Origin of the sequence: Streptomyces armeniacus, from assembly GCF_003355155.1 — a bacterium.
Classification (GTDB): domain Bacteria; phylum Actinomycetota; class Actinomycetes; order Streptomycetales; family Streptomycetaceae; genus Streptomyces; species Streptomyces armeniacus.
Map to the genome: position 1 here is coordinate 7,320,855 of NZ_CP031320.1, position 22,427 is coordinate 7,343,281.

General features: G+C 71.0%; 23 protein-coding genes. 16 read left to right on the plus strand and 7 right to left on the minus strand.

Annotated elements, in window-relative coordinates:
- The first annotated feature begins 197 nt into the window (after positions 1–197).
- A complete protein-coding gene (locus DVA86_RS31790; RefSeq protein ID WP_245997803.1) occupies positions 198–542 on the plus strand; it encodes a hypothetical protein in 345 nt (114 codons plus the stop codon).
- 267 nt (positions 543–809) lie between these two features.
- Here DVA86_RS31790 and DVA86_RS31795 read toward each other — a convergent pair whose 3' ends face one another.
- Positions 810–1,397, minus strand: a complete 588-nt coding sequence (locus DVA86_RS31795; protein WP_208883487.1) for an isochorismatase family protein — start codon at positions 1,395–1,397, stop codon at positions 810–812.
- A gap of 185 nt (positions 1,398–1,582) precedes the next feature.
- Positions 1,583–2,938 carry a nicotinate phosphoribosyltransferase gene (locus DVA86_RS31800; protein ID WP_208883489.1) on the minus strand — a complete coding sequence of 452 codons (1,356 nt, stop codon included), beginning with the start codon at positions 2,936–2,938 and terminating at the stop codon, positions 1,583–1,585.
- A gap of 120 nt (positions 2,939–3,058) precedes the next feature.
- Here DVA86_RS31800 and clpS point away from each other — a divergent pair, with 120 nt between their 5' ends.
- From clpS to DVA86_RS31835, 7 genes are all read left to right on the plus strand, one after another.
- Complete coding sequence (gene clpS / locus DVA86_RS31805; protein ID WP_208883491.1) at positions 3,059–3,370, plus strand: ATP-dependent Clp protease adapter ClpS; 312 nt, start codon at positions 3,059–3,061, stop codon at positions 3,368–3,370.
- Positions 3,370–3,969: a DUF2017 domain-containing protein gene (locus tag DVA86_RS31810; RefSeq protein WP_208883493.1), complete on the plus strand. Its 600-nt coding sequence runs from the start codon at positions 3,370–3,372 to the stop codon at positions 3,967–3,969. Before clpS ends, DVA86_RS31810 begins: the two co-directional genes overlap by 1 nt.
- 321 nt (positions 3,970–4,290) lie before the next feature.
- Entirely contained in the window at positions 4,291–5,877 is a 1,587-nt protein-coding gene (locus DVA86_RS31815) for an alanine/glycine:cation symporter family protein (RefSeq protein WP_208883495.1), read from the plus strand.
- 128 nt (positions 5,878–6,005) lie between these two features.
- The gene (locus tag DVA86_RS31820) at positions 6,006–6,437 is read left to right on the plus strand and encodes a M67 family metallopeptidase (RefSeq protein WP_208883496.1); all 432 of its coding nucleotides are present in this window, start codon (positions 6,006–6,008) and stop codon (positions 6,435–6,437) included.
- A 66-nt stretch (positions 6,438–6,503) separates the two neighbouring features.
- Complete coding sequence (locus tag DVA86_RS31825; RefSeq protein ID WP_208883498.1) at positions 6,504–6,689, plus strand: putative leader peptide; 186 nt, start codon at positions 6,504–6,506, stop codon at positions 6,687–6,689.
- A 79-nt stretch (positions 6,690–6,768) separates the two neighbouring features.
- Positions 6,769–7,077 carry a MoaD/ThiS family protein gene (locus DVA86_RS31830; protein ID WP_208883500.1) on the plus strand — a complete coding sequence of 103 codons (309 nt, stop codon included), beginning with the start codon at positions 6,769–6,771 and terminating at the stop codon, positions 7,075–7,077.
- Complete coding sequence (locus tag DVA86_RS31835; RefSeq protein ID WP_208883502.1) at positions 7,077–8,027, plus strand: PLP-dependent cysteine synthase family protein; 951 nt, start codon at positions 7,077–7,079, stop codon at positions 8,025–8,027. Before DVA86_RS31830 ends, DVA86_RS31835 begins: the two co-directional genes overlap by 1 nt.
- A gap of 402 nt (positions 8,028–8,429) precedes the next feature.
- Here DVA86_RS31835 and DVA86_RS31840 read toward each other — a convergent pair whose 3' ends face one another.
- Positions 8,430–9,278: an MFS transporter gene (locus tag DVA86_RS31840; protein WP_208883503.1), complete on the minus strand. Its 849-nt coding sequence runs from the start codon at positions 9,276–9,278 to the stop codon at positions 8,430–8,432.
- A gap of 314 nt (positions 9,279–9,592) precedes the next feature.
- On the opposite strand from DVA86_RS31840, the gene DVA86_RS31845 reads away from it, so the two are divergent.
- Entirely contained in the window at positions 9,593–10,474 is an 882-nt protein-coding gene (locus DVA86_RS31845) for a S1 family peptidase (protein ID WP_208883505.1), read from the plus strand.
- A gap of 446 nt (positions 10,475–10,920) precedes the next feature.
- Positions 10,921–11,964, plus strand: a complete 1,044-nt coding sequence (locus DVA86_RS31850) for a methyltransferase domain-containing protein (RefSeq protein WP_245997417.1) — start codon at positions 10,921–10,923, stop codon at positions 11,962–11,964.
- A 20-nt stretch (positions 11,965–11,984) separates the two neighbouring features.
- Here the strand turns inward: DVA86_RS31850 and DVA86_RS31855 are convergent, their stop codons facing one another.
- Together DVA86_RS31855 and DVA86_RS31860 are read right to left on the minus strand one after the other, a co-directional pair.
- Positions 11,985–12,167, minus strand: coding sequence for a hypothetical protein (locus DVA86_RS31855; RefSeq protein ID WP_208883509.1), 183 nt, complete (start codon positions 12,165–12,167; stop codon positions 11,985–11,987).
- On the minus strand, positions 12,164–12,469 hold the full coding sequence (locus tag DVA86_RS31860) for an ATP-binding protein (protein WP_425470949.1): 306 nt from the start codon (positions 12,467–12,469) through the stop codon (positions 12,164–12,166). Before DVA86_RS31860 ends, DVA86_RS31855 begins: the two co-directional genes overlap by 4 nt.
- A gap of 341 nt (positions 12,470–12,810) precedes the next feature.
- Here DVA86_RS31860 and DVA86_RS31865 point away from each other — a divergent pair, with 341 nt between their 5' ends.
- From DVA86_RS31865 to DVA86_RS31875, 3 genes are all read left to right on the plus strand, one after another.
- A complete protein-coding gene (locus DVA86_RS31865; RefSeq protein ID WP_208883511.1) occupies positions 12,811–14,070 on the plus strand; it encodes an NsdA family TPR-like regulatory protein in 1,260 nt (419 codons plus the stop codon).
- On the plus strand, positions 14,067–14,591 hold the full coding sequence (locus DVA86_RS31870; RefSeq protein WP_208883512.1) for a GNAT family N-acetyltransferase: 525 nt from the start codon (positions 14,067–14,069) through the stop codon (positions 14,589–14,591). The genes DVA86_RS31865 and DVA86_RS31870 overlap by 4 nt, the downstream gene beginning before the upstream one ends.
- A 115-nt stretch (positions 14,592–14,706) precedes the next feature.
- On the plus strand, positions 14,707–16,071 hold the full coding sequence (locus tag DVA86_RS31875) for an Nramp family divalent metal transporter (protein WP_208883513.1): 1,365 nt from the start codon (positions 14,707–14,709) through the stop codon (positions 16,069–16,071).
- A gap of 46 nt (positions 16,072–16,117) precedes the next feature.
- Here DVA86_RS31875 and DVA86_RS31880 read toward each other — a convergent pair whose 3' ends face one another.
- A complete protein-coding gene (locus DVA86_RS31880; protein WP_208883515.1) occupies positions 16,118–17,599 on the minus strand; it encodes a serine/threonine-protein kinase in 1,482 nt (493 codons plus the stop codon).
- A 310-nt stretch (positions 17,600–17,909) separates the two neighbouring features.
- The gene (locus tag DVA86_RS31885) at positions 17,910–18,980 is read right to left on the minus strand and encodes a chitinase (protein WP_208883516.1); all 1,071 of its coding nucleotides are present in this window, start codon (positions 18,978–18,980) and stop codon (positions 17,910–17,912) included.
- Between the two features lie 363 nt (positions 18,981–19,343).
- Here DVA86_RS31885 and DVA86_RS31890 point away from each other — a divergent pair, with 363 nt between their 5' ends.
- The 3 genes from DVA86_RS31890 to DVA86_RS31900 are packed head-to-tail and all read left to right on the plus strand — an operon-like array spanning position 19,344 to position 22,416.
- Positions 19,344–20,453, plus strand: a complete 1,110-nt coding sequence (locus DVA86_RS31890) for a hypothetical protein (protein WP_245997418.1) — start codon at positions 19,344–19,346, stop codon at positions 20,451–20,453.
- Positions 20,450–21,181, plus strand: a complete 732-nt coding sequence (cpaB, locus tag DVA86_RS31895; protein ID WP_208883517.1) for a Flp pilus assembly protein CpaB — start codon at positions 20,450–20,452, stop codon at positions 21,179–21,181. Before DVA86_RS31890 ends, cpaB begins: the two co-directional genes overlap by 4 nt.
- Before the next feature lie 5 nt (positions 21,182–21,186).
- Positions 21,187–22,416, plus strand: a complete 1,230-nt coding sequence (locus DVA86_RS31900; RefSeq protein ID WP_208885447.1) for a CpaE/TadZ family protein — start codon at positions 21,187–21,189, stop codon at positions 22,414–22,416.
- Positions 22,417–22,427: the final 11 nt, after the last annotated feature.

Here is a 22,427-nt window from a genome sequence, read left to right on the forward strand (position 1 = left end):
CACAGGGCGGCCCGGGCGGCTCCGGCGGCGACGTGCGCGCCGTCACGGCGGCCGCACACGCCCGCGGCGACCGCCGTACGGTCGCCGGCGGGGCACAGCAGGGCGCCGCGTGGCCGTGGCGGCGGCGTACGTCGCTGGTCGACCACTGGGCGCCCGAACGGCGCCGCTGGTCCGCCCACGCGGACGAGGCCCACACGGTGCGCGCCGCCGCGCCGCGTACGGGGGCGCCCGGAGCGCCCGGCGGCGAGGAGCCGCGCGTACGGGTGCTCGTACACGCCGGAAACCGAGCCCGAGCCCTGACCCGGCTCCGGAACCTCGGCCTCCGCGCGGTGTACCTCCGGGGGAACACGGAGCCGCCCACGCCCGACGAGATCACGGCGGTGCTGCACCACCCGGAGGGGCTGGTGTGGCGGGCGACGCCGGGGGACGACACGGAGGCCTGGCACCCGATAGCCACGCTGCTCCGCCACCACGTGCGGACGCCGGCGAAGTCCGGCCCTCCGGCCCCCTCGGGCCCGTCGGGCCCGCACCCCCAGCTCTGACGAGCCCGCACCCTCAAGCCGTCCGCACCTCAAGCCCGTCCGGCGTTTGAGGACGGCCCTCAGCCCGCGACGGGCGGCAGATGCTGGTCACGGGTCACGCCATCGTGCCGGGGTGCCGCCCGGGAATGGGCGGGCGTTCGTCCTCAATCGCCGGACGGGCTTGATGCGGCGGATGTTCCGCCCTCAACCGCGGTCCGGGAACGGGCAAGGGCCGTCCACGAACGCCGGACGGGCTTGAGGTGGCGGACGGGCCGGCAGGCAAAGCCGTCAGCGCAGGACCGGCTTGCCCGTGAGGGCCACACCCGCCTCGCGCAACCCTTCCAGCGCCCGCTCCGTCGTCGCCGGTGCGACCCCCGCCGTGAGGTCCAGGAGCACGTGCGTGCGGAAGCCCTCGGCCGCCGCGTCCTGCGCGGTGGCCCGTACGCAGTGGTCCGTGGCGATGCCCACCACGTCCACCTCCTGTACGTCGCGCTCCCGCAGCCAGTCGGCGAGCGGCAGGCCGTTCTCGTCGACGCCCTCGAAGCCGCTGTACGCCGCCGTGTACGCGCCCTTGTCGAAGACCGCGTCGATGGCGCCCGAGGCCACGGCCGGGGAGAAGTTGGGGTGGAATCCGACGCCCTCCGTGCCCGCGACGCAGTGCGGGGGCCAGGAGTGCTCGAAGTCCGGCCGGTCGGAGAAGTGGTCGCCCGGCGCGATGTGGAGGTCGCGGGTGGCCACGACGTGGCGGTAGCCCGCGGTCGCGTCGCCGATGAGCTCGGTGATGGCCGCGGCGACGTCCGCGCCGCCCGCGACCGCGAGGCTGCCGCCCTCGCAGAAGTCGTTCTGCACGTCGACGATGATCAGTGCCCGGTGCATGGTGCACACCTTTCGGCCGAGGTAGGGGCGGTTCGGTCAGCCACCGTGTCCGAGACTAGTCACTCCATGTCACTTACGGGAGTCCGTACCCCACGACTCCCCGCGGCACCCGTGCGGCCCCAACGGAATCCGCCGCACCACGGGTCGCACCAGGAGTCGCGCCACGGGCCACCACGTGCCGCCCGTCACGCCTGCTCCGTCGGCAGCACCGGCTCGCCCCGAGACAGCTGCGTCGCGGACAGCGGCAGCCCCGCCAGCGCCCTGCGGTGCCGGTCACGGGCCGTGTCCAGCGGTTCGCGGCCGACCGTGCGCCCGCCCAGCACCAGCGGCACCTGGAGCTGCGCGTCGGCCAGTTCGTCCGGCACGGGGCCCGTGCCGATCATCTCCGCCTGCGCGATGCCGTCCGCGTCGCGCGGGCGCGCGGCCCATTTCGCGCCGCCCACGGTGGACTTGCCCCCGAGGCCCTTCTTGGCGACGGGCCGCAGCACCTCCGTACGGCCGTCGCCCGCGCCCTCCGTACCGCCTTCGCCGTTCTCGCCACGCGCCACCAGCTTGTAGACCATCGAGCAGGTCGGATGGCCGCTGCCGGTCACCAACTGCGTGCCCACGCCGTACGAGTCGACGGGTGCCGCCGCCAACGAGGCGATGGCGTACTCGTCCAGGTCGCTCGTCACCACGATCCGGGTGTTCTTGGCGCCCAGTTCGTCCAGCTGCTGCCGCACCCGGTGCGCGATGAGCAGCAGGTCGCCGGAGTCGATCCGTACGGCGCCCAGTCCGGGGCCGGCGACCTCCACTGCCGTACGGACGGCCTCGGCGATGTCGTACGTGTCCACCAGCAGCGTGGTGCCGCTGCCCAGCGACTCGACCTGGGCGGTGAATGCGTCCCGCTCGCTGTCGTGCAGCAGCGTGAACGCGTGCGCGCTGGTGCCCGCGGTGGGGATGCCGTAGCGGAAACCGGCCGCCAGGTCCGAGGTCTTGGTGAACCCGCCGACGTACGCCGCGCGTGACGCCGCCACCGCCGCCAGCTCGTGCGTGCGCCGCGCGCCCATCTCGACGAGTGGCCGGTCGCCGGCCGCGACGGCCATGCGGGACGCGGCGGCGGCGACGGCCGAGTCGTGGTTGAGGATCGACAGGACAACGGTCTCGAGCAGCACGCACTCCGCGAAGCTGCCCTCGACGCGCAGGATCGGGGAGCCGGGGAAGTAGACCTCGCCCTCGGGGTAGCCGTGGATGTCGCCGCTGAAGCGGTAGTCGGCGAGCCAGCGCAGGGTGGCCTCGTCCACGACGTCGCGCGCGCGGAGGAAGTCCAGCACATTCGCGTCGAAGCGGAAGTTCTCCACCGCGTCCAGCACCCGGCCGGTGCCCGCCACGACGCCGTACCGGCGGCCTTCCGGGAGCCGCCGCGTGAAGACCTCGAAGACGGACCGCCGGTGCGCCGTACCGGAACGGAGCGCGGCCTGCAGCATCGTGAGCTCGTACTGGTCGGTGAAGAGCGCCGTGGACGGCACGGACACCGGCAGTTCCAGATCCGCTGTGTTCATACGGCGCATGCTACCTCAGATCTCGTCAGAGTGACGATATTCGTCGGGGGTCGCACGGGCGGCCCGGCGGGAGGGGACGCGCGGGAGCCGTTTGCGCGCCGGGCCCCTCGGGGTGGCAGCATGGAACACGTGAGTGTTGCCCCCACGGAGATCGAGCGTCCGGAGTCGAGCGAGGCGCCTGTCGAGGTGCCTGAGCCGGACGTCCCCTGGGCGACGGTCGTGCACAACGACCCCGTGAACCTGATGAGTTACGTGACCTACGTCTTCCAGAGCTACTTCGGCTATCCGAAGGAAAAGGCGAAGAAGCTGATGATGGACGTCCACCACAAGGGCCGCGCGGTCGTCTCCACCGGGAGTCGCGAGGAGATGGAGCGAGACGTGCAGGCGATGCACGGGTACGGCCTGTGGGCGACCCTCACCCAGGACCGCTGATGGCCGGGCACTTCGAACCCACCGGGGACGGGGGCGCGGCGATCGCCCTCGACGAGGTGGAGATCTCGATCCTGCGCAGCCTCGCCGTCCAGCTGCTGGAACTGATCGGTCCGGGCGAGGAGCCCGCCGAGGGCGACGACCCGCTCGCCGCGCTGTTCGCGGAGGGCCCGAGCGAGCCGCCGTCCGATCCGGCGCTCGCCCGCCTGTTCCCCGACGCGTACCGCGATCCGGACACCAAGCCGGGCGACGAGGACGAGGACGCCCGTACGGCCTCCGCGGACTTCCGCCGCTACACGGAGAACGACCTGCGCACCGGCAAGCGCGAGAACGCCCTCGCGGTCGTCCGCGCGCTGGACGGGCTCACGGCGCGCGGCGAGGGCGGCGCCGTGCTGACGCTCACCGGGCCCGACTCGCAGCGGTGGCTGGGCACGCTCAACGACCTCCGGCTCGCCATCGGCACCCGGCTCGAGGTGACGGACGACGAGAACGGCGGCGGGCTGTACGACCTGCCGAACGAGGATCCGCGGAAGCCGATGGTGATGGCGTATCTGTGGCTCGGCGCGCTCCAGGAGACCCTGATCGAGACGCTCGCGGACTGAGCCGGCCGACCGGTCACCCGTCACCGTACGTAAAGCACCGTGCCCGTTAATCGTGCATGGCGCACGTTCTTCGGATGGAATGCCGGAATTGCCATGGAAGGTCGACTGCCGTTACTTCCACGTGATGGGACTGTGCGGACTTCGACACACGGCCCCGGTAGCTCTGCGTGATAGGAACTCCCGAGGAAAAGTCACGGAGACATCAAGCCGGACCGCAGTGTCCGGGTCCTCCGACCGGCACCGGAAAAGTCGCCCTGGCTGATCCGGGCAGGGAGTCTCCTGCTCACCGTTCCCCCGCAGCCGCAGAGCCAGAGGAAATCCATGGCGAGTGAATCCTGGACCGACAAAGTCGACAAGAATCTCAACGACTTCTTCGAGCCCGTCTCGACGAAGGCGAGCGAGATCGTCTTCTACGACGTCCACATCTTTGACACTGATTTCCCGCTCATCGTGGGCTGGCTGGTGCTGGCCGGCGCGATCTTCACCACGTACTTCGGATTCGCCCAGGTACGTCATCTGAGGACCGCCTTCAACCTGGTGCGCGGCAAGTACGACCAGAAGGACGCTCCCGGTGAGATCAGCCACTTCCAGGCGCTGACCTCCGCCGTCTCCGGCACGGTCGGGCTCGGCAACATCGCCGGTGTGGCCATCGCCGTCTCCATCGGCGGTCCCGGCGCCACGTTCTGGATGATTCTCTGCGGACTCCTGGGCATGGCCACGAAGTTCGTGGAGTGCACTCTCGGCGTGAAGTACCGGGACGTGCACGAGGACGGCACCGTCTCCGGCGGCCCGATGAAGTACCTGCGCAAGGGCATGGCGGAGCGCGGACTGCCGAACCTCGGCAAGGTCCTGGCCATCGGCTCGTGCGCCATGCTCCTCTTCTTCACCTTCTTCGGCGGCAACCTCTTCCAGGTCAACCAGTCCCTGGAGCAGCTCGTCGCCGTGACCGGCAAGGACGACAGCTTCTTCAACGAGTCCACGGGCGGGTTCGTGTACGGCGTGGTCATCGCCGTGCTGGTCGCGCTCGTCCTGCTCGGCGGGATCCGCTCCATCGGTGCCGTCACCGCCCGCCTGGTGCCCGCCATGGCCATCGTCTACGTGATCGCCTGCCTGACCGTCATCGGCTTCAACATCGGTGACGTGCCCAGTGCCTTCAGCACCATCATCAGCGAGGCCTTCAACCCCGAGGGCGTGGCCGGCGGCCTGGTCGGCGCACTGATCGTCGGATTCCAGCGGGCCGCCTTCTCCAACGAGGCCGGCATCGGCTCGGCGCCCACGGCGCACGCGGCGGTGAAGACCAAGCACCCGGCGACGGAGGGGCTGGTCGCCATGATCGAGCCGTTCATCGACACCGTCGTCATCTGCACCATGACCGCGCTGACCATCATCATCGCGGGCGGCCCGATGTACGAGAAGCTGCGTGACGACGCGGCCGCCGGCAAGGCCGTGGACGGCAGCACCAGCCAGGGCATCTCGGTCACCTCGGACGCGTTCGAGACGTCCATGTCCTGGTTCCCCAACATCCTGACCGTGGCCGTCGTGCTGTTCGCCTTCTCGACGCTCATCACCTGGAGCTACTACGGGCTGAAGTGCTGGACGTACCTGTTCGGCGAAAACAAGATCTCGGAGATCATCTACAAGGTCGTCTTCTGCCTCACCGTCGTCATGGGTGCGCTGATGTCCCTCGGCACCCTGGTGTCCCTCGCGGACGCGACACTGTTCACGGCGGCGCTGTTCAACATCATCGGCCTGTACTTCCTGATGCCGGTGGTCAAGCGGGAGCTGAAGAAGGTCCTCGAGTACACCCGCCGGCGGGACGCAGGCGAGTCCGAGGAGCAGATCGAGGCCAGCTGGGCCGCGGCGGCACCCGACGCGGGGGCGGGCGCGGGGGCGCCCAAGCAGCTCTGAGCCGGGCCTGAGCCGGGCCTGAGCCGGCTCTGAGCCGGTCGGCCGCACCGTACGGCGGCGGGGCCCCGTCCGCACCCCCACGGGGGCGCGGGCGGGGCCCTGTCACGTGCCGACTTATGCTGCACACCATGCTGACCATCACCCAGGAGCTGTACGACCGGATCGTCGCGCACGCCCGCGCGGACCACCCCGACGAGGCGTGCGGCGTGATCGCGGGACCGGCCGGCTCGGGGCGCCCCGAGCGATTCATCCCGATGCTGAACGCGGCCCGGTCGCCCACGTTCTACGAGTTCGACTCCACCGACCTCCTCAAGCTCTACCGCGAGATGGACGACCGCGACGAGGAGCCGGTCGTCATCTACCACTCGCACACCGCCACCGAGGCGTACCCGTCCCGTACGGACATCTCGCTGGCCAACGAGCCGTACGCGCACTACGTCCTCGTCTCCACCGCCGAGTGCGGGAACGACGAAGGCCCGGTCTCCTTCCGGTCGTTCCGCATCGAGGCCGGTGAGGTCACCGAGGAGGAGGTGCGGACCGTCCCGGCGTACGAGAACTGAGACGGCCGCGTCCGCATGCTGGTACCGGGACGGGTTCCGCGGTCCGGGAATCGTTACGATGAGCCCATGGTTGTCCACGACGTGAGCGCACTCTCGAAGACCACGGGCACGACGCTGCCCGCTTCGGCGCGCTCCGCGACGGCTCTCCTCGGAGCCTTCGGCTGCGGAGCGGCGCGTCTGCACGTCGACCTGTGCCGCCTCGCCAGCGCCACGTGTCCCGGCGGCCGTGCCGCCGCGCACGCCCGCGCCTGAGCGTCCGCCTGACGGGCCCGCGCCCGGCACCGCGGCCGTACCCCGCCTGCCCGCTTCCCTCTCCCACAGGAGCACACCCATGGCCATCGAGGTCCGCGTCCCGACCATCCTGCGCACTTACACCGACGGTGCGAAGACCGTCACCGGGAACGGCGCCACCGTCGCCGAACTCTTCACGGACCTCGAGTCCCGCCACGCGGGCATCCAGGCCCGGCTGGTCGACGGCGGCGAGCTGCGCCGCTTCGTGAACGTCTACCTCAACGACGAGGACGTCCGCTTCCTGGACGGCATCGCCACCAAGCTGAAGGACGGCGACAGCGTCACCATCCTCCCCGCCGTCGCGGGCGGCTCCGCGCCCGTCGGGGGCGGCTCCGGAGCGCCGGTCTGATGCGCTACGACTCTCCGCTGGAGGCCGTCGGCAACACCCCGCTCGTACGTCTCCCGCGGCTCTCGCCCTCCGCCGAGGTGAGCGTCTGGGCGAAGCTGGAGGACCGCAACCCGACCGGCTCGATCAAGGACCGCCCGGCCCTGCACATGATCGAGCAGGCGGAGAAGGACGGCCGTCTCACCGACGGCTGCACCATCCTCGAACCGACCTCCGGCAACACGGGCATCTCCCTCGCCATGGCGGCCCGCCTCAAGGGCTACCGCATCGTGTGCGTCATGCCCGAGAACACCAGCGAGGAGCGCCGCCAGCTGCTCGCGATGTGGGGCGCCGAGATCATCCCGTCCCCCGCGGCGGGCGGCTCCAACACGGCCGTACGCGTCGCCAAGGAGCTGTCCGCCGAGCACCCGGACTGGGTGATGCTGTACCAGTACGGCAACCCGGACAACTCCGGCGCCCACTACGCGGGCACCGGCCCCGAGATCCTCGCCGACCTGCCGTCCGTCACGCACTTCGTGGCGGGCCTCGGCACCACCGGCACGCTGATGGGCGCGGGGCGCTACCTGCGCGAGCACCGCCCGGACATCCAGATCATCGCGGCCGAGCCGCGCTACGACGACCTCGTCTACGGCCTGCGCAACCTCGACGAGGGCTTCGTCCCCGAGCTGTACGACGAGTCCGTCCTCACCGGGCGCTTCTCCGTCGGCTCCGAGGACGCCGTCACCCGTACCCGCGAACTCCTCGCCCAGGAAGGCATCTTCGCGGGCGTCTCCACGGGCGCGGCCCTCCACGCGGCACTCGGCGTCGCCCGCCGCGCGCAGCGCGCGGGCGAGACGGCGGACATCGTCTTCGTGGTCGCGGACGGTGGCTGGAAGTACCTCTCGACGGGCATCTACACGGCCCCGACGACGGAGGCGGCGGTGGAGTCCCTGCAGGGCCAGCTCTGGGCCTAGCCACCCCCGCCCGCCCCGCGGCCCCCGCACGCTGTGCGGGGGCCCGCCAATCTTTTCCGCCGCCGCGGCGGGCAACCCTGATGGCGAGGGTCCGGCGGCATGGGAGCGGGCTGCGCCCGGCTCTTTTGCGCCTGGGGTGGGTGCGTCTGGCGCCCGCGCCCGCACTGTGCGGCGTGAGCACGGGCTTCGCCCGGCTCGGGGCTTGTTGGGCGGGCGGCGCGAGCCGCCAACTCTTCCCGCCGCCGCGGCGGGCACCCGTGGCGAGGGTCCGGCGGCATGGGCGGGCGCCGAGGGGCCTCGGGTCGTGGGCGGTCGGCGGTAGGGCCTGTCGTCAAAGTCCCGCCTTGCCCGCGACGCCCTGCACGCACATCTGCTGCGTTGTCGCACCGTCCGAGTAGCCCACTACGAGGACGGCACTCCGCCTTGCAGCTGCACGCACCGGACGCCGTGGGCACCGCCTTCGGCGGACGGCGCTACTTTGACGACAGGCCCTAGTCTTCTGAGTCGGGAATTCTGTTCAGATGTGTAGGGTTGCCTGGTGGCGCGTATTGGGCGGCCGAAGGCCGAGTTGATTCTGTCGGAGGAGGAGCGGGCGGCACTGGAGGGGTGGGTGCGGCGCCGTTCCACGCCGCAGGCATGGGCCCCGTCCCCGCCGTCCCCGCCGTCCCCGCCGTCCTCGCCCTCCGAGTCCGTACGGGGGCGCAGCAGTACCACCACGGCGCCGCACACGACGAAGCTCGCGGCGTTGACGGCGAACGCGGTGCCGAAGCCGCCGAACCCGATGACCGGCGCCGCCGACGCGAAGCCGAGCACCGTCGCCACCGAACGCGCCGTGACCAGCAGCCCGTTCGCCCCGGCCCGGGACTCGTGGCCGACCAGCACCGGGACCGCGCTGCGCAGCGCGACGGAGAAGAACGTGTTGCCCGCGCCCAGGACCACGACGGCGGCGCCGAGCAGCCACAGCGGCGTGTCCGTGGCGAACAGCGCCAGCACGGCCATCGCCCCGGCCTGCGCGGCGTCCGTACAGATCATCACCGTACGGCGGGTCGCCCTGCCCAGCAGCGCACCGGACGCGAGGCCCGCCAGGAAACCGGAGAACAGCCGCAGCGCCATCGTCGCGCCGACACCGAACGCCGAGTCGGTCACCTCGTACGAGAACAGGCTCAGCGCGATCAGATTGAGGTAATTGCCGTACGCGGACACGGCGTACGCGGCCGCGAGCGCGCGGAACCGCCAGTCGACACCGCTCACCGGCCTGGTCCTGTCGTCAACGGCGCTCCCCCGCGGTACCCCGAGTCAACGCCGAAGCTATCGCGACCGGGAGGGGGAGGAGAAGAGCGATGGGCGGCGTGAACGGCGATCCGGATCGTCCGGCATGCGGGCGGCGGACACCCTTTTACGGTGGACAGCGCGGCACTTGAGCCGGTTTCGTCTACTTGACCCCGCGCTCTCGCCGCGTGCCAGACTGCTGCGGCCCAACTCCTGATTGTCATGGCTGCTTCAGTGCGCCGTGGCGTGAAGGGGCTGGGAAACAACCTTCGGTTCCCCAGAGAGGACCCCCACCAATGAAAAGACCTCTCGTCGGTGCCCTTACCGCGGCGCTCCTCGGAGCCGCCGCCCTCACGGGCGTATCCGCCGGTCCCGCCACGGCCACAAGCCATGACGCGGCAGGCACCGACTCCACGCAGCAGGCCGGCTCCACGCAGCAGAAGGCCGCACCGGACTTCGCGGGCACGGTCGCGTTGAGCAACTGCTCCGGCTCCGTCGTACGCGTGCCGCAGTCCCAGCCCACCGACCCCGCCCTGGTCCTCTCCAACGGCCACTGCCTGGAGAGCGGCATGCCCGACCCGGGCACGGTCGTCGTGGACGAGCCGTCCAGCCGCAGCTTCACGCTCCTCGACGCCGGAGCCAACGAGGTCGGCACGCTCAACGCCACCAAGATCGCGTACGGGACGATGACCGACACGGACGCCTCGATCTACGAACTCTCCACGACGTACGAGGAGATCGAGTCCGAGTACGGCATCAAGCCGCTCGACATCGCGCCCGAGCACCCCAAGGAGGGCACGAACGTCACCGTGGTCTCCGGCTACTGGAAAGACACCTACAGCTGCGCGATCGACGGCTTCGCCCACCAGCTGAAGGAGGGCGGCTGGACCCAGAAGGACTCCATCCGCTACACCCCCGAGTGCCAGGTCATCGGCGGCACCTCGGGCTCGCCGCTCGTCGACGACGCCACGGGCCAGGTCGTCGGGGTGAACAACACCACCAACGAGAACGGCGAGGAGTGCACCCTCAACAACCCGTGCGAGGTGGACGAGAACGGCAACGTCACCGTCCACGAGGGCATCGGGTACGCGCAGCAGGTCTACCTGTTCGCGGACTGCATCACCACCGGCAACAAGATCGACCTGAGCCTCCCGGAGTGCGAGCTGCCCAGCCCGTAGTCCCGGCGACGCACGCCGCAGGCGTGTGACGGTGCAAGCGTGTGGAAGGCCCCGCCGCGAGGCGGGGCCTTCCTCGTTTCCACGCCCTCGGCGCCGAGGCGCCGCGACGTGCCGAAGTCACGCCTCCAGTCGCACGGTCCAGGCGTCGCGGCTGCGGGTGGCCGTTGCCGTACGCGCCCCCGGCCACTCCGGCCGTACCACCGAGCGCCGTTGACCGCCCACACGCGCACGCTCCACCCTCGTATGCGAGGCCATGCGAAAGAGGAGGTGCCGGGCATGAAACACAGGTCGCCGATCGGTGACGACGGACAGCAGCCGGGTCGGCCGGTTCCTCCTCCCGAACCGAAGCCGCAGCCGGACCAGAAGTGACCGCGCCCCTGCCGGACCACGTAGCGGCCGCGCTCGGGCATCCCGTACCGGACCCGTGGGCCCGAGCCCTGAGAGACGTGCCTCGGCGCGATTTCCTGCCCGATGTGCTGTGGCTGCGCGACGGCCACGGCGGCTACACCCGGTGCGACCGCGCACGAGAGCCGGATCGCTGGGAGGAGGCGGCGTACAGCGACGCTCCGCTCGTCACCCGGATCGAGCGGGAGGAGGACGGCGCACAGACCCCCACCTCCTCCGCGTCGGCGCCCAGCACGGTGGTGCGCATGCTCGAGCAGGCCGAACTCGCCGACGGCATGCGGGTGCTGGAGATCGGCACCGGTACCGGATTCCATACCGCGCTGCTGTGCCACCGGCTCGGCGACCGCAACGTCACCACCATCGACCTCGATCAGAGCATCACCCACCGCGCCCGCAAACACCTCGCAGCGGCCGGGTACCACCCCGGAGTGATCACCGGCGACGGCGCCGACGGCGTACCCGACCGCGCCCCGTTCGACCGGATCATCGCCACCTGCTCCGTACGCACCGTCCCCTCCGCCTGGCTGGAGCAGGTACGGGCAGGCGCTCGACTGGTACTGCCCTGGTCCACCTCCTGGCTCGTCTACGGCACCCTCGAACTCACCCGGTACGACGACGTCTCCGCCTCGGGCCGATGGCACGCGTACGGCTCCTACATGGGCATGCGCGGCCAACACCCCGTCAGCACCCTGGCCGACGTCGTTCACCCCCAGGACGCCCCCGACCGAGGAGAGACCGACCTGTCGCCCTGGCACGTCGCGGGCCAGGACCTGAACGCGCTGTTCGCGGTCGGGCTCCGCGTCCCCGACGTGTGGCACTCCTGGGACACGGACCCGGGCACCGCCGGAGTGCACACCCGTCTGTGGCTCGCCGACGACGCCGCCACATCTTGGGCCTCCGTCGACTACGACGGCACCCGCAGCGATCGCTTCGCTGTCGCGCAGCACGGTGACCGGCGTCTGTGGGACGAGGTGTACGCCGCGCACGCGGCATGGCGCACGGCTGGCCGGCCTGACATCAGCCGACACCGCGTCGCCGTCACCCGGGGCGGGCAGCACGTGCGGATCGGCGCGGCAGACGCGTAGCTTCGCCGCGCCTGATTCGGTCAGGTCCGCTCGTCGTCCTCCGGGGCCGTCGGCTCGTACGCCTCGGGGGTTGCGAGCGGACCGTACGGTTCGGGCTCGGGGGCCGTGTTGATCCGGAGGCAACCGTCCGAGCCGAAGATGCCGATCAGCTGGGAGAGGTGGGCTCGGGCGGCGCTGCGCGCGTGGTTCTCCTCGGGGCTCACTCCTCGTCCCTCCGCAGCTCCGCCCATACGCGCTTGCCCCACGGCAGGGGTTCGGCGCCCCACTCCTCCGCCAGCGCCCCTACGAGCGCGAGACCGCGCCCGCTCTCGTCCCCGGCGCGCGCTTCCCGGGCATCCGGCAGCGCCTTGGACAAGTCCACGACACCGACACGTACGCGCGCCGCCCCGGGCCGCGTGACCGTGACCCGGATCGTGTCCCGCCGGGCGTGCTGCACCGCGTTGGACACCAGCTCGGAGACGATCAGGGCGCCGTCCTCGGCCAACTCCTCCAGCCCCCACGCCACGCACGCAGCGCGGACCAGCCGCCGGGCGGAGGCCGCGCTATGCGGCTTACGCGGCAGACACTCGCTGTAGCCGGGAGGCCCGGTCGGGCGCGATGTGGTGGTCACGGTCTTCAGACCCCTCGTCAGTGAGCGAGTGACGCGGCCCGCCCCCGCCGGGGGACGCGGAGACGGACCACATCAACAGGCCATCGCGCTGCATATTCCGGTGACGACCCGTCACTGAGTGAACGACGTTGGGTGACGGGCCCGTGAGGAAATGTCAGGCCGACATGCGCCCCGGGTAACCGGAAATTCGCCGCTTATCCGGCGTGGCGCTCCCGCTGCCTCGCTACCTTGAACGTGTGGAGGCGAACACGCTCTTGGCAGACGCGCTCAGCCAGGCGGGGTTGACGCAGGACGAGTTGGCGGAGGCGGTGAACGACCATCTCCGGTCCCTCGGCAGGGAAGGCACCGTCAGTGACCGCACCGTGCGCCACTGGCTGACCGGAAAGACCCGCTGGCCTCACCCTCGGCAACGTGCTGCCCTGGAGGCAGTATTCGGCTGTATGTCCGAGGAACTGGGCTTCACGCCCCCGGCGGGCAGCCGGAGCCCTACGAGGACGGAGGACCCGGTGCACCGCAGGAACTTCCTCACCGTCGCCACCGGCACGACGGCCGCCGTCGTGCCTCTCGTTGCCGCCCGCCCGTACGCAGTCGGCACCACCGACGTGATCCGTCTCCGCGACGGCCTGGATGCCCTCACGACCCTGGACCAGTCCAGGGGCGGGCACGAGGAGATGGAGCGGACCGCGCTGGCGGGCGCCGCCGAGGCGCTGGAGCTCCAGAAGCGGGCGGCCTCTCAGCGCGTACGGCAGCGCCTGTTCAGCGTGGCCGCCGAATACACCACCGCCGCTGCATGGTCGGCTGTGGACGCCCGTAATGGCCTTCGCGCACAGGGCCACCTGCACCGGGCCCTGTGTCTGGCGGGCATGGGTCAGGACTCCATCGCGGAATTGGACGTATGGAACCTGTACGCCATGGCCGCCCGTCAACAGCAGGACCACACGCAAGCAGTGTGCGCCGCCCAGGCTGCCCAGAAGACTGCCGTCACGCGTCGGGACCCGCTGTTCGCCTCTCTCGCCCACGCGCGTACGGCAGTGTCCAGCGTTGAGGACCGGCAGGGCGCCCTGCGGTCGCTCGGCCACGCGGAAGAGGCACTGGCGAAGGCGTCCATAGACGAGCCACGCCCGTCCTGGATGGCGTTCTACGGCCCGTCCGAGCTGCTGACGATCACCTCCATCGTGCGGGATCGCATGGGCGACCCGGCCGGGGCTGAGGCGGCGTCGCACCGCGCTCTGGCCGCCGTCCCGGAGCAGTTCCGCCGGAACCGGGCACTGATCACCCTCCAACTCGCCCTGACACAACTGCACCAGGGCGACACCGACCAGGCGTGCGCCACGGCGGCACAGGTGTTCACGCTGATGGACGGCAGTCCATTGCCGGGCCGTATGCGTTCCCGTCTCGGGGACTTCTACCGCGAACTGACCACTCTCGCCCCGGGCTCCGTCACCGCGCAGGAGTGGAAGGACCGCTACCGATCGGAATGGAGCCAGGCACGATGACCTCCACCCTGGAGCTGCGCCAGTACACCCACGACGACCTGTCGGAGATCCGGCAGACGCTCCTCGACGTACACGACGACGTCTACGCGGCCCAGATGGACGACGAGTTCAACCAGAAGTTCCCCTGGTTCGTGGACCACTGGGGCGGTCACCCGCAGTTCTCCTGCATGATCGCGTACGAGGGTGACAAGGCCGTGGGCTTCGCCTACGGCGCCCCCGGCACCGAGGGTCGCGAGTGGTGGCGGGAGCATCTGGACCCGGCGCCGGAGAAGACGCGCACATTCCACTTCTCGGAGCTGATGGTGCGCGAGCGGTGGCGGAAAACGGGCACGGCGGAGAAGCTCCACCGCGCGCTGATGGCCCCCAGAGACGAAGACCTCGCGGCCCTGCTGGTGGACGTGACGCACCCCAGGGTCCAGGCCCTGTACGAGTCCTGGGGGTACCGGAAGGTCGGCGAGCGGCACCCGTTCCCCGACTCGCCGGTGTTCGCCCTGATGCTCGTGGACCTTCCGCTTCCGTGAGGCGGCGGCGCGGCGGCGTCCGTCGCGCCGCCCGTCGCGACCCCTTGTGCTGATCGTCGCCGCGCTGTTTCATGCGCCGAGCAGCAGCCAATGGGGGACGAGTGTGGAGGCGGACATGGCTAAGGACAGCGCTCCGGACACGGGCGACGGCTCGGCGGGTGGCAGCTCGAAGGGTGGCAGCTCGGCGGGCCGGGACTCCGGCGACGGCGGTGTCGGGAAGGACGCCGCGCCCGTCGTACGGAAGCCCAGCTGGCGGCGGCTGGGCCCCGGCATCGTCGTGGCCGCGACCGGCGTCGGGGCCGGGGATCTGGTGTCCACGCTGCTCGCGGGCAGCAAGTTCGGCTACACCCTGCTGTGGGCCGCCGTCATCGGCTGCATCGTCAAGATCGCCCTGGCCGAGGCCGTGGGCCGCTGGCATCTGGCCACGGGCCGCACGCTGTTCGACGGCTGGCGCACGCTCGGCCCCTGGACCACCGTCTACTTCGCGATCTACGTGGTGATCTGGGGCTTCGTCTACGGCGCCACCGCCATGAGCTCCAGCGGTCTGCCGCTCCAGGCGCTCTTCCCGGACGGGCCGGGGCTGAAGTTCTGGGGCGTCGCGACGGGGCTGCTCGGCCTCGCGTTCGTGTGGTTCAACCGCTACGCCGTGGTCGAGAAGATCATGATGGTCTTCGTCGGCGTGATGTTCGTGGTCGTCGTCTACGTCGCGATCCGCGCCACCCCGAAGGTCGACGACGCGCTCGCGGGCCTGCTGCCCACGCTTCCCGACGGCTCCCTGCTGTACACCCTCGGCCTCGTCGGCGGCGTCGGCGGCACCATCACCATGGCCGCGTACGGCTACTGGATCAACGCCAAGGGCTGGACCGACTCCGGCTGGATGCGCATGATGCGGTTCGACAACCGGATCGCGTACATCACCACCGGCATCTTCGTCGTCGCCATGCTCATCGTCGGCGCCGAACTGCTCCACGCCGGGCAGGTCGCCCTCGCCGAGGGCGACAAGGGGCTCGTGGATCTGACGGAGATCCTGGAGGACCGGTACGGGGGCTTCACCGCGAAGCTGTTCCTCATCGGCTTCTTCGCCGCGTCGTTCTCGTCGCTGGTCGGTGTCTGGCACGGAGTCAGCCTGATGTTCGCGGACTTCATGGACCGGCTGCGGGCGGGCGGCACCGCCGGTGTCAAGGTTCTCGCGCGCGGCGAGCAGGAGCGGTCGCCGGCCTTCCGCGGCTACCTGCTGTGGCTGACGTTCCCGCCGATGATGCTGCTGTGGCTGGACCAGCCGTTCGGGCTGGTGATCGCGTACGGGGTGCTCGGCGCGTTCTTCATGCCGTTCCTGGCGGTGACGCTGATGTGGCTGCTCAACACGGAGCGCACGCCGCGGGAGTTCCGCAGCGGGCCGCTCAGCAACACGATGCTGGGCCTTTCGGGCGGGCTGTTCGTGGTGCTGTGCGTGGAGCAGGTCCGCGAGCTTCCTTGGTAGGCCCCCGGATGGCGCGTCTTCCGGATGCCGCGTCTGCCGAAATGGCCTAGGCGCCGTGGTGGTTCTTCGGCCCGGTGGAGTACGCCGCCCTGCGGGCGGCTGCGGCGAGCCAGGGTTCGATGGAGCTGTCGTTGGGGAGGTCGGCGCGGTAGGCCAGCGCCACGGCCAGGTAGCGGTATTGGCGCCAGGACCACCGCCAGCGGTAGCTGCGGCGGACCTCGTCGGGACAGGGGGCGAGGCCGCCCCCGTCGCGGGCGCTCCAGATGGTGAGGCGCCACGACCCTCCCCCGTCGCCCAGGTACCCGTGCGCGTCCCGGGCGGTCGCCGCGTCGGGGAACGCGAAGACCTGGACGGAGACGTAGACGGGGTTCTCGGGCGTGGCGTGGGGACCGGGCTGCTCCGCGTAGACGCCGACGACCACTTCTGCACAGTCACGGCGCGCGAAATCCTCGGCCAGGTCGCTGGGGCCCGCTTCATGGGAGGGGCGGGTGCCCTCGGCGATCCGCGCGAACTCGATGCCCAGGTCGTTGGTGAACCGCCGCGGCATCAGGGCGTCCGCGGTGAACGGCGTCTCGTCGGTGGAAGCGTGGTCCCAGGACTTGGGAGAGGGCGGCCGAGGCGCGCGCTGCGAGGCGTCGTCCATCAGACGGGTGGGCGGGGTCGGGGGCATCGCCGCGGTGGGAGCTTCCGCTGCCGCGCACGACGTCAGGAGTGCCTGAAGCCGCTGCTGGACCTGCTGTGCCGACTGGGGGCGCCGGTCGGGATCGCGCTCCAGCAGTTCGGCGACGAGCGCGGTCAACTCCGGTGGCAGGCCGGGGCGGAACGCGTCGAGGTGCGGGGCCTCCTCGTCGAGCTTGCGCCGCACGACTGCGATGCTGTTGTGCCCGGCGAAGGGTGGCCGGCCGGCGAGCATGGCGAAGAGCATCCCGCCGAGTGCGTACAGGTCGGAGCGTTCGTCGCCGCGTTCCGTGAGGAACTGCTCCGGTGCGCCGAACTCCGGCGTTCCGGCCGGGGCCAGTTGGGAGGAGCGTGCCACGGTGAACGCGGCCTGGACGAACCCGGCGATCCCGAAGTCGATGACCTTCACCAGCCCGTCGCCGGTGAGGATGACGTTGTGGGGCTTGATGTCGTAGTGGATGACCTGGGCCCGGTGGGCGGCCTCCAGCGCGGCGCAGATGCCGCTGGCGACGGCCACGGCACGCGTCAGGGGGAAAGGACTCTCAGCCTGGAGACGTGCTGTGAGCGTCTGGCCGTCCACCTTCTCCATGACCAGGAACAGCACGTCGTCGTGGATGCCCCGGTCGTACAGGGCGGCGACGTTGGGGTGGACGATCTGGGCTGCGGCGACCGCCTCGCGCTCGAACCGCCGGGGCAGGTCAGCCTGGGCAAGCCCGTCGAGATCCAGCAGCTTGAGCGCGACCTCACGGTGGAGCACGCGATCCCGCGCGGCCCACACCTCGCCCATGCCACCCCGGCCCAGACGGCCGATCAGCTCGTAACGGTCCGCGATCAGCTTTCCCCGCTCCACGTCCGCCCCCCGTTTGTCCTTGACATGGCAGGGGCCAGGATACGAGACGCCTCCACACCTGCGAAGACGACGGGTGCGGCGGCCGTTGCCCCGCCGCTCGCGTGCCCGTACGGCGGTTGGTGATTCCTCCCCCTGGGCCTGCGGCCCGGGGTGCTGCCCCGCCGCGTCGCGGGTGGGGCACGGTTGGGCCGCTACGGTGCGCAGCAGTGCGCCGTAGCGGCAGGTTGTGCTCGCCGCTACGGCGCGTTTGCACAGCGGTGAGGGTTCGGCGAAATCAGGGATTACCCGGACCCACACGTACGGCCAGTGCCTACGGCAGCGCGTCCACCGCCGGGCCCACCGCGTCGGACCATGCGTTGCCCGCAGTCGCGTCCCAGTTCGTGGACCAGGTCATCGCGCCGCGCAGGCCCGGGTAGGTCTTCTCCGGCTTGAACTCGCCGCAGTTCTCGCCCTTCGTGAGGCAGTCCAGGGCCGCCGTCACGACCGAGGGCTCCACGTAGCCGGAGCCCGCCGCCTGGGAGGAGGCGGGGGTGCCGATGCCCACCTGGGAGGGGTCGAGGCCGCCTTCCAGCTGGATGCAGGCGAGGGCGGTGAGGAAGTCCACCGTGCCCTGGCTGTACACCTTTCCGTCACAGCCGTTCATCGAACCGCTGTTGTAGTACTGCATGTTGACGACGGTCAGGATGTCCTTCACGTCGAGCGCCAGCTTGAAGTACTCGGTCTCGGTGGACTGCATGTCGATCGTCTGCGGCGCCATCGTGAGCACCATGTCGGGGGCCTTCTCGGCGATCTGCTTGAGGGCCTTCGACATGTACGTCGCGTTGATGCCGTGTTCGAGGTCGATGTCCACGCCGTCGAAGCCGTACTCCTCCATCAGCGCGAGCGTGCTCTCCGCGAAGGCGGTGGCGGACGCGTCGTCGGTGACGGAGACGTTGCCCTTCTCGCCGCCGACCGAGATGATGACCGACTTGCCCTCTTCCTGCTTCTTGGCGATGTCGGCCTTCAGTTCGTCCTCCGACGGGGCCAGGGCCGGGTCGAGGTTGAACGTGATCTCGCCCGCGGTGGCGGTCGAGTCGGCGAAGGCGACGGCGATGATGTCGTAGGCGTCCGGCAGTTCGCTGATGCGCTGCTTCTGGGCGCCGTTGTCGAAGTTCTGTACGTAGCCGGTGACCGCGTGCGCGGGTACTTCGGCGGTCTGCCGGTCGCCGCGCTCGTCGGAGCCGTTCTCGGCGGCGCCCGCCGTCATGGCGCCCAGGCCGGCCGCCACCAGGGCGGCGGCACCGGCCACCGCCAGCGCGGTGCGGCCGGAGAGTCCGGCGATTCCGCGTATCCGCTTCCGTCTTGTGTGGGTGCTGGGTTGCACTGGCTGCCTCCGTGGCATGGGGGGAGTGGGGGGTTGGAGACGCTGAACTGACGTGGAACGGAACGGTGGCCACCGCCGTGTTGACTCGGAAGAGTGGTCCAGACCAATAACTCTGTCAAGGCCTCGCGCAAGCCCCGCGCACATCCGCAGGCTTAACCGCAGATCGCAACGGGGTAAGTGGTGGGGGACATCCCAGGGGAGGGGCGACGTGGTGTGCAGAGAACGGTTCTCTGTCAGGAGCCGCGCCGATAAGGTGTTATGTCGTCAGTCGGGTACGCAGACAGTCGGGCTCCGGTACCGGACGGCGGACCAGCAGGACAGCAGGACCGAGCACTCACCGCAGACTCGTTCCAACGCCGTTGTGGACAGGGGGACCGAGACGTGACGACTGCATTAGCGGTCACGAGCCACGGGCACATGCTGTCCCCGCCCGACCGGCACACGCCGCGCGCGCACATCTTCACGCCGCCCGGCGAGCAGTCGCTTGATGCGGCGCTGACCGAGACGCACACGCTGCTGGAGCAGCACGGGTATCTCATCGCTGTCTATCCGGCGACGCTGCCCACGCCGTTCCTGCACCGGCTGCACACCATCCGGTCCATCCTGGAGAGCGACCGTATCGCGCTGCTGCCCACGCAGCTGCCGCCGCTCGCCACCGGGGTGCTCGCGCGCCAGCTGCGGCAGCTGTCGCTGTGCGACTTCAGCCCCGGCGTGCTCGGCTCCGCCGCGCGCCTCCTGGGGCACTACATCCACGCGGGCGCCCTGCTGAACTCCGTCGCCAAGCTCGACCGCATCCCCGTCTCGCTCACCGCGCACGCCAAGTCGTGGGTGCCGGGCGCCCAGTTCGGGGTGCTGGCCGCGCCCTCGCCCGCTCTCGTACGGGTCGGGGGCAGCGGCGAGGCAGGCACCCTGGAGGGGCCGCAGTACGCCACCCGGCTGACCGTCGCGGGCAGCGGGCTCACCTCGGACTGGGTGACGCGTACGCTCGCCGCGCAGTGGCGCGTCACGGACATCCACGAGGCGTATCTGCCGGAGGACTCGGCGCGCTGGTGGGGGACGGGCAAGCTGGTCGAGTTCGCGGCGGCCATCTCCGACCTGTCGGTGCTGTACCAGCTGGTGGCGTCCGTACGCCGCGACGAGTGCCACTGGTGCGGGCTCGAACTCATCGGCGACCGCTGCGCGTTCTGCTCCGCCACGCTGCCGCCGGAGCCGTCGCATCCGGCGGCGCGGGCCGTACGGGCGCAGGACCGGCGCCCGCAGGGCCCCCGCCCGCAGGCACCGCGCCCGCCGAGGCCGCAGGAGGCGCCCCCGCCGCCGCAGGGGCAGACCACGCAGGGGACGGCCGTAACGTCCGCCCAGGGGCCGTCCGTACAGGGCCAGCCGGACCGGTCCGCCCAGTCCCCGCAGGGCCCCTCCGCCCAGCCCCCGCCTCGCCGAACAGACCAGCCCAGCAACGCCGTCACCGTCCATCAAGGGGTCCCCCGTCCATGAACTCTCGCCAGCGCCGCGGCGTCATCCTCATCGTGGTCTCCGCACTGTGCGCCGTCGGCGCCTTCGCGGGCGTCCTGACGGTGATCCGCAACGTGGAGTCGAAGGTCGGCCCCGAGACGACGGCGTACGAGCTGCGCAGCGACATACCGGCCTACGAGCCGCTGGACCGCGACCAGTTCAGGAAGATCGAGATGCCCGAGCGGTGGCTGCCCGACACGGCCGTCACCGATCTCGGCAAGCTACGCGGGAAGATCGCGGTCAACCCGCTCCGCAAGGGCTCGCTGCTGCAGTCCGACATGATGGCCGACCGCCCGGCGCTGGAGCCGGGCCAGCAGGAGATCGCCATCATGATCGACTCGGAGACGGGCGTCGCCGGCAAGATCAACCCGGGCAGCAAGGTGAACATCTACGCCACCTTCGAGGGCGACCGCACCGGCGGCGCCGGCGGCAAGGCCCAGCCCTCCCAGTCCAAGGTGATCGTCAACAACGCCGAGGTCATCGACGTCGGCGAGCTGACCCCGTTCAAGGACAACGACGAGGACGACGCCCGCACCCGGGAGCGCGAGCGCGAGGGCGTGCCGATCACGTTCGCCCTCTCCACCGCCGACGCCCAACGGGTGGCGTACGCCGAATCGTTTGCGGAGCACGTACGCCTCGCGCTGGTCGCGCCCGGCAGCGAGCCCATCCCGGAGGACGAACGCACGTACACCCTTGCCGGGAACAAGTGAGCGCCATGGTCACCCGCATCCTCCCGGCAGTCAGCGACCCGGACGCCGCGCGCGCCCTGGTCACGCTCCTCGACCAGCTGCCCGACAGCGAACCGCAACCGGCCGCGATCGACTCCACGCAGCTCCTCAACACCCTCGCGCAGGCCGCGTCCGAGTCCGTCGCCGACCTGCCCGAGGCCGTGCTCGTACACGAGCTGATCGGCCCGCTGCCCGCGCTGGAGCTGATCCGCGAGGTCGCCCTCCGCTTCCCGGCCGTGGCGGTCATCCTGGTCACCCGGGACACGTCCCCGAGCCTGTACTCCGCGGCCATGGACGCGGGCGCGCGCGGGGTGGTCGGGCTGCCGCTGGCGTACGACGAGCTGGTGACGCGGGTCAGCGCGGCCGCCGCGTGGGCGGCGGGCGTACGCAGCCACCTGGGCGCCGGGCCCGAGCCGTTCCGCGGGCCGGGCGGCACGGTCGTCACGGTGACGGGCGCCAAGGGCGGCGTCGGCTGCACGCTCACCGCCGTGGAACTGGCCCTGGCCGCCCGCGCGTCCGGGCGCAACGCCGCGCTCATCGACCTGAACCTGCAGTCCGGGGACGTCGCGTCGTTCCTGGACGTCCAGTTCCGGCGCTCGGCCGCCGACCTGGCCGGGATCAGCGATCTGACGCCGCGCGTGCTCCAGGACGCTGTGTTCACGCACGAGACCGGCCTCGCGCTGCTCCTCGCGCCCGCCGAGGGCGAACGCGGCGAGGAGGTCGACGACCGCGCCGCGCGCCAGATCGTCGGCGCCATGCGCGCGCGCTACGAGGTCGTCGTCATCGACTGCGGCACCCAGATGCACGCCGCGAACGCCGCCGCGATCGAGATGGCCGACCGCGCGCTGCTCATCACGACGCCCGACGTGGTGTCCGTACGGGCCGCCAAGCGGATGGTGCGGCTGTGGGACCGGCTCCAGATCCGCAAGGCGGAGGAGACCGTCACGGCGGTCAACCGCGCCTCGCGGCACACCGAGATACAGCCCGCGCTGGTCGCCCGCATCGTCGGCACGCCCGTCGCGCGCGCGACCGTGCCCGCGAACTTCAAGGAGCTGCACGCGGCGCTGGACGCGGGCCGCATCCAGGACGTCGACCACCGCAGCAGCGTGAAGCAGGCCCTCTGGTCGCTCGCCGCCGAACTGGGGGCGGCGAGCGACCAGAGGGCCTGCTTCACCCCTGCCCCCTATACACAGCCGACGCCGCCGACGAACGCTTAGGACGATCTCTC

What these genes read in the sequence shown, in the direction of transcription:
- DVA86_RS31885 (WP_208883516.1), bottom strand. Translation starts at nt 18,980, where the DNA reads ATGCCACGGAGGCAGCCAGTGCAACCCAGCACCCACACAAGACGGAAG.
- DVA86_RS31815 (WP_208883495.1), top strand. Translation starts at nt 4,291, where the DNA reads ATGGCGAGTGAATCCTGGACCGACAAAGTCGACAAGAATCTCAACGAC.
- cpaB (WP_208883517.1), top strand. Translation starts at nt 20,450, where the DNA reads ATGAACTCTCGCCAGCGCCGCGGCGTCATCCTCATCGTGGTCTCCGCA.
- DVA86_RS31795 (WP_208883487.1), bottom strand. Translation starts at nt 1,397, where the DNA reads ATGCACCGGGCACTGATCATCGTCGACGTGCAGAACGACTTCTGCGAG.
- DVA86_RS31810 (WP_208883493.1), top strand. Translation starts at nt 3,370, where the DNA reads ATGGCCGGGCACTTCGAACCCACCGGGGACGGGGGCGCGGCGATCGCC.
- DVA86_RS31900 (WP_208885447.1), top strand. Translation starts at nt 21,187, where the DNA reads ATGGTCACCCGCATCCTCCCGGCAGTCAGCGACCCGGACGCCGCGCGC.
- DVA86_RS31830 (WP_208883500.1), top strand. Translation starts at nt 6,769, where the DNA reads ATGGCCATCGAGGTCCGCGTCCCGACCATCCTGCGCACTTACACCGAC.
- DVA86_RS31845 (WP_208883505.1), top strand. Translation starts at nt 9,593, where the DNA reads ATGAAAAGACCTCTCGTCGGTGCCCTTACCGCGGCGCTCCTCGGAGCC.
- clpS (WP_208883491.1), top strand. Translation starts at nt 3,059, where the DNA reads ATGGAACACGTGAGTGTTGCCCCCACGGAGATCGAGCGTCCGGAGTCG.
- DVA86_RS31875 (WP_208883513.1), top strand. Translation starts at nt 14,707, where the DNA reads ATGGCTAAGGACAGCGCTCCGGACACGGGCGACGGCTCGGCGGGTGGC.
- DVA86_RS31800 (WP_208883489.1), bottom strand. Translation starts at nt 2,938, where the DNA reads ATGAACACAGCGGATCTGGAACTGCCGGTGTCCGTGCCGTCCACGGCG.
- DVA86_RS31835 (WP_208883502.1), top strand. Translation starts at nt 7,077, where the DNA reads ATGCGCTACGACTCTCCGCTGGAGGCCGTCGGCAACACCCCGCTCGTA.
- DVA86_RS31870 (WP_208883512.1), top strand. Translation starts at nt 14,067, where the DNA reads ATGACCTCCACCCTGGAGCTGCGCCAGTACACCCACGACGACCTGTCG.
- DVA86_RS31825 (WP_208883498.1), top strand. Translation starts at nt 6,504, where the DNA reads ATGGTTGTCCACGACGTGAGCGCACTCTCGAAGACCACGGGCACGACG.
- DVA86_RS31820 (WP_208883496.1), top strand. Translation starts at nt 6,006, where the DNA reads ATGCTGACCATCACCCAGGAGCTGTACGACCGGATCGTCGCGCACGCC.